This window comes from Sporosarcina aquimarina (assembly GCF_019748715.1).
Lineage (GTDB): Bacteria > Bacillota > Bacilli > Bacillales_A > Planococcaceae > Sporosarcina > Sporosarcina newyorkensis.
Genome location: NZ_JACLBZ010000014.1, coordinates 87,245 through 100,736 on the forward strand (window position 1 = coordinate 87,245; position 13,492 = coordinate 100,736).

At 41.1% G+C, this 13,492-nt stretch carries 12 protein-coding genes; 10 read left to right on the plus strand and 2 right to left on the minus strand.

Features of this window, described 5'->3' with window-relative positions; genetic code table 11:
* Window positions 1–40 precede the first annotated feature (40 nt).
* On the minus strand, window positions 41–838 hold the full coding sequence (locus tag H7J92_RS08000) for a S1C family serine protease (RefSeq protein WP_221836412.1): 798 nt from the start codon (window positions 836–838) through the stop codon (window positions 41–43).
* A 220-nt stretch (window positions 839–1,058) separates the two neighbouring features.
* Between H7J92_RS08000 and H7J92_RS08005 the strand changes: the two genes are divergently transcribed.
* The 6 genes from H7J92_RS08005 (at window position 1,059) to mbcS (ending at window position 9,369) form a co-directional block, all read left to right on the plus strand.
* Window positions 1,059–2,996 (plus strand): flagellar assembly protein A, encoded by a 1,938-nt coding sequence (locus tag H7J92_RS08005; RefSeq protein ID WP_221836414.1) that lies wholly within the window; start codon window positions 1,059–1,061, stop codon window positions 2,994–2,996.
* Between the two features lie 204 nt (window positions 2,997–3,200).
* Window positions 3,201–4,892 (plus strand): septation ring formation regulator EzrA, encoded by a 1,692-nt coding sequence (gene ezrA, locus H7J92_RS08010; RefSeq protein WP_221836415.1) that lies wholly within the window; start codon window positions 3,201–3,203, stop codon window positions 4,890–4,892.
* A 76-nt stretch (window positions 4,893–4,968) separates the two neighbouring features.
* Window positions 4,969–6,102 (plus strand): cysteine desulfurase family protein, encoded by a 1,134-nt coding sequence (locus H7J92_RS08015; RefSeq protein ID WP_221836416.1) that lies wholly within the window; start codon window positions 4,969–4,971, stop codon window positions 6,100–6,102.
* Window positions 6,099–7,301, plus strand: a complete 1,203-nt coding sequence (gene thiI, locus H7J92_RS08020) for a tRNA uracil 4-sulfurtransferase ThiI (RefSeq protein WP_078816892.1) — start codon at window positions 6,099–6,101, stop codon at window positions 7,299–7,301. The genes H7J92_RS08015 and thiI overlap by 4 nt, the downstream gene beginning before the upstream one ends.
* A 79-nt stretch (window positions 7,302–7,380) precedes the next feature.
* Window positions 7,381–7,593 carry an alpha/beta-type small acid-soluble spore protein gene (locus H7J92_RS08025; protein WP_078816891.1) on the plus strand — a complete coding sequence of 71 codons (213 nt, stop codon included), beginning with the start codon at window positions 7,381–7,383 and terminating at the stop codon, window positions 7,591–7,593.
* A gap of 195 nt (window positions 7,594–7,788) precedes the next feature.
* Window positions 7,789–9,369: an acyl-CoA synthetase MbcS gene (gene mbcS / locus H7J92_RS08030; protein ID WP_221836417.1), complete on the plus strand. Its 1,581-nt coding sequence runs from the start codon at window positions 7,789–7,791 to the stop codon at window positions 9,367–9,369.
* Window positions 9,370–9,429: 60 nt separating this feature from the next.
* Here the strand turns inward: mbcS and H7J92_RS08035 are convergent, their stop codons facing one another.
* On the minus strand, window positions 9,430–10,230 hold the full coding sequence (locus H7J92_RS08035) for an NAD kinase (RefSeq protein WP_078816889.1): 801 nt from the start codon (window positions 10,228–10,230) through the stop codon (window positions 9,430–9,432).
* A gap of 105 nt (window positions 10,231–10,335) precedes the next feature.
* Here H7J92_RS08035 and sppA point away from each other — a divergent pair, with 105 nt between their 5' ends.
* Genes sppA through H7J92_RS08055 form a run of 4 tightly spaced genes read left to right on the plus strand, consistent with a single transcriptional unit; the run spans window position 10,336 to window position 13,406 of the window.
* Complete coding sequence (gene sppA, locus H7J92_RS08040; RefSeq protein WP_078816888.1) at window positions 10,336–11,340, plus strand: signal peptide peptidase SppA; 1,005 nt, start codon at window positions 10,336–10,338, stop codon at window positions 11,338–11,340.
* Window positions 11,341–11,354: 14 nt separating this feature from the next.
* Window positions 11,355–11,906, plus strand: coding sequence for an RDD family protein (locus tag H7J92_RS08045; RefSeq protein ID WP_221836418.1), 552 nt, complete (start codon window positions 11,355–11,357; stop codon window positions 11,904–11,906).
* 27 nt (window positions 11,907–11,933) lie between these two features.
* Window positions 11,934–12,437, plus strand: a complete 504-nt coding sequence (gene tpx / locus H7J92_RS08050; protein ID WP_078816886.1) for a thiol peroxidase — start codon at window positions 11,934–11,936, stop codon at window positions 12,435–12,437.
* A 48-nt stretch (window positions 12,438–12,485) separates the two neighbouring features.
* On the plus strand, window positions 12,486–13,406 hold the full coding sequence (locus H7J92_RS08055; protein WP_221836420.1) for a class I SAM-dependent methyltransferase: 921 nt from the start codon (window positions 12,486–12,488) through the stop codon (window positions 13,404–13,406).
* Window positions 13,407–13,492: the final 86 nt, after the last annotated feature.

Below are 13,492 nucleotides of genomic sequence, written 5' to 3' on the forward strand. Positions count from 1 at the left end.
AGTCGGTGAAGGACAAGTCCTTTGCCGACTTTTTTTATACTCATAAATTATCCAATGCTTCATAGTAGGCGTCAATCGGAATGAAAAGCCCCACTTTACCATGGTTGTCTTCGTTTAAAGTAGCAAAAATAATACCGATTACTTCATCTTCATTATTGATCACGGGACTACCGCTATTGCCGCGATAAACTGGTGCTCGGATCATCACGACAGGGCGGTCCCAATCAGGCAATTGAATATAATCAAGTACATACCCATTATTGGCTATGCCTGAAAAACTTAATGGGTTGCCAATGAATGTGATAGCTTCATGTTCATCAAAATGGGTTTGTTCGGCCAACACTAAATAGGGAAGATCCTCTCCCCGCACTTCTAAAATAGCGAGGTCAATGTCTGGGAAAGTACGAGTGACTGTGGCAGAGTATCGCTGTCCCTCAGGGAAAAAGACCATAACCGATTCATTCCCTTCGATCACGTGATAATTTGTAAGGATTGTACCTTTATCACTAATAGAAAATCCAGTCCCTTTACCATCCCCGGTTGAGACGACAACAACAGCTTCTTTATATGCAGCAACTTGCGGGTTTCTTGAGAGTTCAGATGAGGTCTTTAAAAATTCAATTGCTGGAATCGAAAAAATTTGAAATACAATAGCGAATGTGCTGACTGCCAATGTTGTCGCCATGATCCAAAACATCCATTTTGGAAATGGGCGGTATACGCGGCGTTCGTTCTTTTCAGTAGCTGCTTTTTCAAGCGCTTCACGTTGCGCTTCCAGCACTAGTTCTTGTAGCTCTTCATCATCCAAGTCTTCATGCAAAGGATCTTTAGAATCCACTCATTCCACCTCTTTCTACTAAGTAGTTTACCAGAAACTGAATGAAAAATACTGTACCGCACCTCTGACCTAATAATGTGAACGAGGAAGAGTGATTCTGTTTGATTTCTTGTCTTTGAAAGTCGATTAATCAGAAATTTGAGATAATAGTAGTAGAAAAGATTCTTTTTATGATATAATAGAAATGGAGATAAAGGACTATTGATTTGGAGGTGAGAGTGTGAAAAGGTCTGTTACGATCCAAGCAGAGACTGTAGAGCAGGCGTTGGAGCAAGCGCTTCAGGTATTGGGGCTCACATTGGATGAAGTGTCTGTTCGAGTAAATCGACCTGCTGGAACATCCATGTTCAGACTGAAAAAAGTTTTAGCAGAAGTCTCAGTTACAGAAGTGGAAGAAAAGAAAGAAAAAATTATGGAAAACCAATCTGTCGTACGAATTCACAACGGACAACTGGAAGCGCACTTTGAAGATCAGAAATATCCGATGATTATTCCGTCCGCTGGGACCGAATTAAGAATTAACGATGATATTGTGGCACGGCGTACAATTCTTTTACCCACAGATCAAATCGTTTGCAAAGCAAAAGCAGAAAAGCTAGATCCTCAGTTCGTCATTCAATTAAAGGATGACGATATGATCGCAAAGGCTATCGTGACACCGGGAAAAACGATTACACGTACATTGATGGATACACAGTGGGAAACGGTTCTGAATATCCAAGTAACAGAAGAAACGCAAAACTTTAACGAATTAAAAACAGAGAGCTTTGTGGATGAACTGAGAAAAATGGGGATTGAGAACGGTTTATGTATGGATGCTATAAAAGAAGCGGCAAATTCATTGGAAGTTAAAGAATTCGTCGTGGCAAAAGGGACTGCGCCAATTGAAAGTAAAGATGCTGCGCTGGTTATTCATTTAAAATTTGATAAAGAACAAGCAGAAGAGCATGAACGAGTAGATTATCGGGAGCAAGATCCCATCCCTACTGTTCAAGCTGGTCAGTTGATCGCAACATATAGTCCACCGGTGGAAGGAATCGCGGGGAAGAGTTTATTTGATGAAGAAAGGCCGGTAAAACCGCCGCAGGAAATCATAATGCAATCGGGTCGGCATGTGAAAGTTTTTCAAAATAAAGTTTATGCAAAAATTGATGGAAGACCCGTAATAGAATGGCGCGGGAAATTGGTGAAAATAGATGTTAATCGAGAATATAGACATTCTGCTGACGTTAATTTGGAGAGCGGAAATATTTATTTTGATGGGGATGTCTGGATTGGCGGCAGTATACATCCCTCAATGTTTATAGCAGCGTCTGGGTCGATTACGATCATAAAAAACAGCACGAAGGCTTCCATACGAGGAACAAAATCAGTATTTATTAAAGGAAGTATTTTTTCTTCCACTGTTACGGTTGGGATACAGGAAAAAGTGATTTCGATGTTGTTGAAAGATCTTGAAGAAGTTCTTTCCTATTTATGTAATATCGAATTGGCGCTTGTTCAAATATTTACATTACGTGGCGAGAAAGCGGAAGAAATAGCGCCATTTATTTTGAAACAAGCGATTCAACTTTTATTAGAACAGAAATATAGTGATTTCATGCAATTAAACAAACAGTTTATTCAAGTTGTCAAGAACCATTCGAGACGATTGGAGAAAGAATGGCTGGAACTTTCCGAGCGGCTGTATCTATTATTTGCCGATCCGCTGAGAGAAGAACAAACAACCATCTCTTATTTGCGACAATTAATAGACGATGCAGACGTGTTGCTTCAAATATATAATGAAGAGAGTTGGCCTGAATCGGTATTGCAAGCCTCCTTTGCGCTGAATAGCATATTATATAGCAATGGGAAAATCCATATTATGTCGAAAGGTGTCTACAACTGTTCAATTACTGCATTACATGACATTGCCATCAAAGGTGTTTGTCGTGGCGGCGAAGTAATTGGCAGAAGACATATTGACCTAGATGAAACAGGTTCTGCTGCTGGCGTGAAGACGAATATCCAAACTGATGAGGTTGGAGAAATTCGGATTGGAACAGCACATCCAGGAACTGTCATTCAAATTGGAAATCAGCGATATGAGTTTTTCGCTCTCAGGCATCATGTTACCGCAATGCTGAACTCCGAAGGATTTTTGACGATTACCTGATCCATTACACCGAGATGCATAGAGTAGGAAGAGTAAAGTTACCGAATTTCCCTCTAAAAACCGCGTCTAATTGATAAAATATCTGTTATTTCTCAAAAAACATGTTAATTCAAGACGAAAAAGCTTTAAACATGTTACGATATACTATAATATCTAGAGTAATGACTTTATGCGCGAAGTGTGGGATAGGGGGATCATAATGCGATGAAATATTTCATCATTCCATTAATTATTGTCATCGTTCTGACAGTAATCGCATTTCTGTTTAGGCGAAAGCATATACAAGAAATTGGAAGATTGGAACAAGAAAAATTACAAATTCAACATAAACCGATATTTGAAGAAATGACGAAAGTGAAACAATTGAATATGACAGGCCAAACGGAAGAGATGTTCGAGCGTTGGCGAAGCACTTGGACGGAAGTCGTTGATGATCGTATTCCAAAAGTGGATTCATTATTATTTGATGTGGAAGATCACGTGGATCGATTCCATTTCAAAAAAGCAACAGAAACAGAAAAGCATATACAAGAAATCTTGTCTCAGTGCGAAAAGGAAATGCATGCCATCCTTGAGGAACTGAATGAGTTAATCGGCAGCGAAGAGAAAAACCGCATTGAAATGGAAACGATTAAAGAGCAGCATTATGCGGCAAGAAAAGCAATCTTAGCACATCAACACTCATACGGGCCTGCCGTTGAACCACTTGAGAAGGAATGGGAGTCGTTTAATCCGAGATTTGATGAATACGATGCCTTGATCGCAAATGGGAACTATCTACAAGCCCGAGAAATCGTTATTTCATTGGCATCTAAAGGAGATAGGCTATCTCATATTATCCATGAAATTCCTTCGTTACTGACGGAGTTACAATCAAAAATACCTGCTGCATTACGTGAACTACGCATCGGGATTTTAGAAATGGAAGAACAAGCCTATTATTTGGGACATCTCAACCTAACTTCGCAGTTTGACGAAATTGAACAGCGCCTTACCGAACTTCGACAACAGCTTGTTGAGTTGCAAGTGAAAGAAGTTGGGCAAGAAGTATCGGAGCTTCACGATCGGATTGACTCCTTCTATGATGTCTTGGAGGAAGAAGTGAGTTCCCGACATTATGTTGAGGACCGATGGGAAGCGGTGTTGGATTTATTTGAAGAGCTGCAAGGAACGATTCAAGATACGATACGTGAAGTGAATTTTGTACAGCAAAGTTATCGTTTAGATGAAAAAGAAGCTCAAGTTCCGCAAAATGCTATGAAAAAGTTGAATGCGTTGGCAAAACGTATCGAGGTATTCATTGAACGCCAGGATAATCATGTATCCGCTTATTCCGGCCTACAGACAGAATTGCAGGAAATAGCAGAAGAACTAGATCTGTTGGCGGAAGAACAAGAGAGATTTACGAATCGTATAAAAAATCTTAGAATCGATGAAAATCAAGTACGTTCGCGTCTTTTGGCATTGTCGCAACAACTTCAGGCTGCGGATCGCAATTTGCATCGTGCGAATATCCCTGGTATTCCGGATGAAATGGAAATCCAGTTGGAAGAAGCAGATGAACAAATTTTTCTTGTCAAACAAAGTTTGGAAGATGTCCCGCTTAATATGGCTTTAGTGGAGTCGTATATTCAAAAAGCAACGACTGTTGTCGATGATGTATGCAAAAAAGCGGAAGATTTGATTGAAAATGCGATGTTAGTCGAACGAATTATTCAGTACGGCAATCGATATCGCGCTTCTCATCCAGAAGTGCATCAGAAATTAGTACAAGCGGAAGATTCTTTTATGCAATTCCGCTACATGAAAGCTTTGGAAGAGGCAGCTACCGCTGTTGAAGACGTCGAACCGGGCGCCATGAAGAAAATTCAAGAAATGCTTCATCATAAAGTGTAACTATATTCCGACAAAGCCACCGGTTTGCCCGGTGGCTTTGTTTCGCTCATTCTGATTAAGAAGGAAGGTTTGAAATGTGTATTTTGATCACAGTGCGACGACAAAAACGGATGAAAGGGTACTGCGCACATTTATAGAGGTTTCTACAAATTATTTTGCAAACCCAGCATCTTTGCATGCTGCAGGGAAACAAACAGAAAAGCTGCTGGAACGTGCAAGAAAACAATTATTGGATACCATTGGGACAGGACTTACAGAAGGAGTTTTTACATCGGGTGGAACGGAAGCAAATAATCTTGCTATTGTCGGATATGTTTTAGCGAATCAGCATAAAGGCAGACATTTGATCACAACAGTAGTAGAACATCCATCCGTGTTCCGTACATTTCAGTACTTAGAAGAACAGGGCTTTACTGTCGACTATTTACAAGTCGATGAAGAAGGAAGAATCTCACTGAAAGAACTCGAGTCTACTTTACGAAATGATACAATTATGGTCAGTATCATGCATGTCAATAATGAAATTGGTACAATTCAACCAATAGAGGAAAGTGCTAGGATCATCCATAGTACATCGCGTGCAGTCTTTCATTCGGACTGTGTCCAAAGTTTCGGAAAGTTATTGCCGGCTGATTTTCAGGATGGACCAGATCTCATTACAGTTTCCGCTCACAAAATTTATGGAATTAAAGGCAGTGGATTTTTAGCTTTTCGAAAAAATTTGAGGCTTCAGCCGATTTCATTTGGTGGTGGACAAGAGGCGACCTTGCGAAATGGTACAGTTTCCGTACCGCATGCAGCCGCATTCGCAAAAGCCGCACGTTTGCAAGCGGAAGAAGTGGATTTGGAAAAATTTAGACGGTGGAAAAATGAATTGCAACAATTCTTTGCAGAGTTTGATGATTGCAAAGTATTAGCGCCAAATTCGAGCGTACCCTATATACTATCGGTTGCTTTTAGAAATATTACTGGAGAAGTAGTCGTTAATTTTTTACAAGAACGAGACATCATCGTCTCAACGTCAAGTGCCTGCTCTTCGAAAAATTCGGACGTGAGCCATGTAATTGAGGCAATCCGTTTGCCGAAAGACTTCGAGAAGGGTGTAATCCGTATCAGCTTCGGAAAAGATCAGACAATAGATGAAATTCATCAGATAATGGTAGCTGTACGTCAATTGATGCAGCTGCTGAAAAGGGGAATTGGAAAATGAATTGGAATACCATTTTAATCAGATATGGTGAAATGTCTCTAAAAGGGAAGAATAAAAGTAAATTCGTCCGCAAATTAAAAGAAAATATTAAAGCTGCCTTGCAAGAACTTACGACATTGACAATGCGCGCAGAACGAGATCGCATGTTTCTTTATACGGAGCGTCCTGAGGAGTTAATCCGAGCGATTGAGATTTTGCCAACAGTGTTTGGAATCCAATCCTTCAGTCCAATTGCGATTTGCGAACCGACACTTGAAGCGATTAAGCAGACATCACTAGATGTGATCGGCAATACTGAAACAGAGGGTAAAACGTTTAAAGTTGAAGTGAAACGAACAGATAAAACTTTCCCGCTCGTCACAGGAGAATTGCAACAAGAACTCGGTGGACATGTACTTCGCGCGTTTCCTGAATTGATCGTAAAAATGAAGAAACCTGAAATTTTATTATACGTGGAAATACAACGCGGTGCAGCTTATATTTCTTCTCATATTTATAAGGGAGCGGGAGGAATGCCGGTCGGTTCAAATGGTCATTCGCTTTTATTGCTATCCGGCGGAATCGATAGTCCGGTTGCAGGCTATCTTATGATGAAAAGAGGTGTATCGTTTGACGCGATACATTTTGCGAGCCCTCCATTCACAAGTGACTTGGCAAAACAAAAGGTAGAAGATATTGTACGTCAGTTGACGAAGTTCGGAGCTACTATCCGCTTGCATGTTATTCCATTTACAGAATTGCAGCAAGCGATTGTTAAGCAAGTACCGAGTAATTTATCGATGACAACGACAAGACGGATGATGATGCAAATTGCAGATCGTGTCCGCGAAGAAATACATGCACTTGGACTGATTACAGGTGAAAGCCTTGGTCAAGTAGCCAGTCAAACATTAGAAAGTTTAACGGCTATTAATGAAGTAACGTCTACACCGGTGTTGCGTCCACTCGTTGCAATGGATAAGCTCGAGATTATTCAAATAGCAGAGACAATCGGAACGTATCCGATATCAATCCGTCCATACGAAGACTGCTGTACCATATTTGCGCCGTCCAGCGCCAAAACGAAACCGCAATTAGAAAAAGTACGTTATTACGAAAGCTTCGAGAATTTTGAAGCTATGGTGGAAGAAGCGGTTAACAAGCGTATCACGATCATTCCAAGTGAACAGAACGAAGAGGAATTCAATGATTTGCTTTAAAGAAAATATTTCCTGTCGAATCTCCTGCATGAAATTTCGAAAAGTGACCATTCTATAGTCACAAGGAGGTGACAACGACATGACAAACAACAGCAACGGCAACAACTCAAACCAGCTTTTAGTACCAGGAGTACAACAAGCACTTAACCAAATGAAAGAAGAAATTGCTTCTGAATTTGGAGTACAACTTGGACCAGATGCTTCATCGCGTGCCAACGGTTCCGTCGGCGGAGAAATTACTAAGCGATTAGTGCGTCAGGCTCAACAACAAATGAACGGTTTCCAAAAATAAGCATTGGTCCAAAGAGGACCGTTCTGCATATGCAGAACGGTCTTTTTAGTTTGTATGGAAAAGTGGAATTTATACATAGAGATCAGGCTATTGTAGTTAAATTTCATAACTTAAAATTACGATTAATATAAAAAGTTTTGAAAAGTACGCATTGTATTTGTATACTTATACTATTATGTAAAAGGAGGAATGAAAATGAACCGTGAAGAATTGTTAGCACCGTCTAAGTATAACATCGTCTCAGAATTCGAAAAGTATGCAACAGGTGATGGCAAAAAAGCGTTAATTTACGTAGACTCACAAAACCAACAGCAAGAAGTGACATATGATGAACTTATGAAAGCGGCAAACAGAACGGCCAATGTATTGACTGCAAATGGTCTGCGAAAAGGTGATGTCGTATTGGTCATGGTACCTCGCATGATCGAAGCCTATGTTACATACATTGGTGCGCTCAAGGCAGGGCTTGTCGTCATACCGAGTTCAGAAATGCTGCGTTCCTCTGATATTGAATACCGGATTGAGCATAGCGGTGCAAAAGCGATCATTGCATTTGATGCCTTCACCGACCAATTAGAGCACGTTGGCAATATAGACAAAGTGAAAGTTTGTATTATCGGTCAGGCAAGGGAAGGTGAAGTGTCTTTAACGGAACAAGAAAAAAACGCATCCTCTGATTTTACAGCTTGTGATACGGCAAGCACAGACACTGCATTTTTATCTTACACATCGGGCACAACAGGCAAACCAAAAGGTGCAGTACATACGCATGCTTGGGGTTATGCGCATTTACGTACGACAGCACCGAACTGGCTTGGTATAAAAGAAGGAGACATAGTTTGGGCGACCGCCGCGCCTGGTTGGCAAAAATGGATTTGGACGCCGTTTTTATCGGTTCTTGGAAGCGGTGCCACAGGATTTGTTTTTAATGGTAAATTTAATGTTGATAAATACCTCAATTTCTTAGACGAGTACCAAATCAATGTGTTGTGCTGTACACCGACAGAATACCGCTTCATGGCAAAAGCAGAAAATCTCAGCGACTATACACTTACCTCTGTTAGAAGTGCTGTTTCAGCGGGCGAACCGTTAAATCGTGAAGTCATTGATATTTTTGAAAAACAATTCTCGCTCTCTGTACGAGATGGTTATGGACAGACCGAAAACACTTTACTGGTTGGAACGATGATCGGAATGGAAGCGAAGCCGGGCTCCATGGGTAAACCGACACCAGGAAATCAAGTGGAGATCATTACGGATGAAGGAACAATTGCTGCAGTGGATGAAGTGGGAGATATTGCAGTTCATAAATTGACACCGGCTCTGTTCCGAGAGTATTTGAATGATCCTGAGCGAACTAAAATGCAATTCAGGGGCGATTACTACATTACAGGAGATCGTGCAAAAAAAGATGCAGATGGCTATTTCTGGTTTGAAGGACGCGGAGATGACATTATTATAAGCTCCGGCTATACGATCGGACCTTTTGAAGTGGAAGATGCGTTGATTAAACATCCAGCTGTGCGGGAATGTGCTGTGGTAGCAAGTCCTGATGCAGAGCGCGGCAATGTGGTGAAAGCATTTGTTGTGTTGCGTGATAGAGCGAACGCTCACTCAGATGATTTGGTTAAAGAGTTGCAAGAACATGTCAAGCAATTGACAGCGCCGTATAAATATCCGCGTAAAATTGAATTTTTGGAAGAATTGCCAAAGACAGCATCGGGTAAAATTATGCGCGTTGAGTTACGTAAAAAGGAACATAGTTTAGAAAGTTAATAGAAAAAAGGCTGTCCAAAGTCGTTTGCTCCGACTTTTGAACAGCCTTTAGTTTTGTAATTAAAAGAAAGTACGTTGCACTTTCTCGAAAAATGAATTATCCGAAAGTTTGGCAGTCCGAATGACCCGGTTACTCAGTTTAGCTTCGACTTTTTCAACCTGCTTGATTCCGAGCGCCTCATTGTCTGCCGCAGTCGAAGGGAACTCATTGCCTTCTTGATGAACATTCAAAGTGAGTTTCCTATTGCCGCTTAAAATAAATGAAGTCCCCAAAGTGCGGTAGCGATTGTTATTGACGGAAGCAAGTTCCGACACTTGGAAGCAAGGCAATAATGGATCAATGACAGCGCCGCGTACCGATTTATTGTAGGCTGTGCTGCCAGTCGGTGTGGAAATGATCAAACCGTCTCCTAAAAATGTCTCAAATAATAATTCGTCAATGGAAATATCCATGACGAATGTTCGTATAATGGTGGAACGAATGCTGAACTCATTTAAGCAATAGAATGGTTTATGTTGGTTGATTGTTACTTCGAGTATCGGATAGTGACGCTCTGCAAGGCTGGGTTGGTTCAATGCGTATACCAATGTCCCAATTTCATCGTATTTGAAGTCGCAATAAACTCCATGAGCGCCCTTTATGGAGATGCCAAGATAGAGACAGTCTTGGCGGAAATCTGTTTTGCGGACAGCTTGAAGAAATGTGCCATCACTTCCTATACTTATGACAACGGTCGCCTCTGTATGGTCATCAGTAAGCGAGAATCCTTCTTTCAGCAATTGTTCTTCAACAAATGTCTTTTTATGAACGGTATCTTCGTCAAGCCGGCTAAAGAGATAAATAGTGTGCTGATTAACCATCGGAAATCTCTCCTTCTCTATTTAATAGATTAAGTGTAGCATGAATGAAACATTTGGACGATTGGTAACGTACAGTAAGATGTAAACAAAGGAGGAATTTTAAGAATGACAGCAAAAAGAGTGATTGCAATTGCAGTCGCAGCGATATTGGTGTTCGTGTCGATCGGCATCAATACGATGTCCTGGTTTTTCACGAGAGATTGGAATGATCTAATCACTGAAATCACAGCTATCGACCAAGACCTGCAAGAAACAATAGTCGAAGACGGGAGTCTGAGTGAACGGATTGCCGTACTGAAAGTGGATGGTGTCATCCAAGATACGGGCGCAGCTTCTCTGTTTAGTGGGGAAGAGTACAATCACCGGCAGTTTATGGCACAATTGAATGAAGTCATGAACGACTCAACAGTAAAAGGAATCGTATTATCTGTCAATTCGCCAGGTGGCGGTGTATTGGAATCATCGGATATTTACGATGCGTTTACAGAAATTCAAGCGACAAAGGAAATTCCGATCTATGTGGCCATGGGTGGAATGGCAGCTTCAGGCGGTTACTATATCTCTGCCCCTGCTGAAAAGATTTTCGTTCACCCTGAAACATTAACTGGATCGATTGGAGTCATTATGCAGTCGATCAACTATGGCAAACTGGCAGAAAAATATGGAGTAGATTTTCCTACCATCAAGTCAGGTCCTTACAAGGACATGATGAGCAGTACGAGAGAGATGAAACCTGAAGAGCGCAAAATGCTACAGGAAATGATCGATGATTCGTATAAACGATTTGTAAACATCATCGCAGAAGGTCGCGGCATGTCAGAAAGCGATGTACGCAAAGTTGCGGATGGTCGTGTAATGAATGGCCGACAAGCGATCGAGGCTGGACTTGCAGATGATTACGGAAAATTACCGACAGTCGTTTCGGCAATGAAAGAAGACTACCATTTAGAAAAGGCTGCTGTCTTTGAATATGGGGCGCCAGACAATTTGACTTCATTGTTATCCATGAAAGCGCACGATGTATTTGGCGGAGATATGGAGTCCCAAATCATGAAGAAGTTACTGACAGATAACCAAGCACCTCGGATGATGTATTTATATGGTGAGTGAGAAGGGGGAAATCGATGATGACGAATGAACTGCTGAACACACAGCGATCCATACCCACGGAACATTCACTTTTCCAACCGAAATTTGCAGGGTTTTGGGTCAGGCTGTGGGCTTTTTTGATTGACCTGCTGCTCATCTCGTCCATTAGTGGAATCTTTGTCAAACCGATTTTCCGTCTGATGGATATGGCGATCAATAAACCGTTTGCCTTTTTATTCAGCCCATATAAAGTAGCGGCATTACTATTATTGCTTCTATATTTTATTTTAATGACAAAATTGGCTGGGCAAACAGTAGGGAAAATGATCATGGGGATTCGTGTAGTGAAATTAAATGGGCAGAAATTGGATTGGAGCACAGTTTTGTTTAGAGAAGGAATTGGACGATTCATTTCACAAATGCTGTGGATTCCTTATTTACTCGTTCTGTTTACACCCAAGAAGTCCGCGCTGCATGATATATTCGCAGATACGGCCGTGATTCATGAGCAGGTATATGAGAAAAAGAAAGTACATGAGTTGAGTCCAACCGAACAACATAAGTTGCATGAAGGCCCTACCGTTTAGTACACTATGTTAAAAGGAGTGATTGGCATGGTAAATGTTACATTTAAAAACAATCCAATACATCTAGAGGGAACAGAAGTGAAAGTAGGGGAACGTGCTCCAGACTTTACAGTTCTATCTAATGACTTGCAGCCTGTTACATTAGCAGATTCAAAAGGTAAGGTTCGTTTGATCAGTGTCGTACCTTCTGTAGATACAGGTGTTTGTTCTCTGCAGACAAAACGTTTCAATGATGAAGCTACTTCTCTTGGGGATGACGTGGAAGTGTTAACAATTTCGGTAGATTTACCTTTCGCACAAGCTAGATGGAAAGATGCTGAAGGTGTGGAGAATTTGAATCTATATTCCGATCACAAAGATCTTTCATTTGGTACGGCATATGGAACTGCCATTAAAGAACTGCGTTTGCTGACTCGTTCAATTTTCGTTATCGACCGTAATGATAACGTGTCCTATGTGGAATATGTCAGCGAAGCAACAGATCACCCGGACTATGATGCGGCAATCAAAGCCGTGAAAGAATTGAATTAAACTAAAACCCACCTATTAAGAGGTGGGTTTCTTCATGGAGGAAATAGCATGAACAATATGGAAAAAGTGTTTACTTATTATGATGAATATGCACAATCAACGGATGGTTTGTATTTGGATGCAGTGCTTGAGGCTAGTGAACATTGGCTGGACAAACCTTCAGCAGTAGAGTTGGAGGATCCTGTCCAACCAGAAGAAATCCGTAAAGGTGTTCAACTTGCTCTGTTAAAAGGAATGAAGCAATCTGCACAAGCTCATCACCAAATGACTCCCGATTCAATCGGCTATTTGATTGGCTACTTAGTCAATAAATTGATAAATCCTAAACAAGCAGTTATATTTTTGGATCCGGCTGCCGGTACAGGAAATCTGCTATTTACAGTGCTGAATCAATTTGAAGGCAAAGCATCTGCAAGTGCGGTGGAAATCGATGATGTACTTATTCAAATTGCAGCGGCTACGGCAAATTTACTGCAACTGCCGGTATCGTTTTATTTACAAGATGCTCTGCGGCCCCTGCCCATTGATTTGGTAGACGCGGTGATCAGTGATCTTCCGGTTGGTTACTATCCGGATGACGAAGTGGCGATGGATTATGAACTCATGGCTTCAGAAGGACATGCATTTTCGCATTATCTTTATATTGAGCAATCGATGCGCTATGTAAAGCCGGGTGGATATGGTTTCTTCGTCGTCCCATCAAAATTACTGACGGCGGATGGAGCAGAGCCGATCTTATCATTTGTGAAAGAACATCAGCTGTTAAGAGGAATGTTTGAACTACCTGCTTCTTTATTCAAGGATCAACGTTTTGCGAAAAGTATTTTGCTGCTGCAACAACCGCCAACTGATCGGATTGTCATGCCTGAGGTATTGCTTGCGAAGATTCCAGAGCTTGGAAACGCTTTGGCATTACAAAACTTTTTTGGTAAAGTAAGTCTTTGGATGGAGGAAGGGGAGAGTGACTGAGCACTCGCTCTTCCTCTCTTTTTCTTTTAAAGAAAAATTTTACAGAAAAATAGCTCAAATATCATTTTATTAATTGCGTTTCAAAT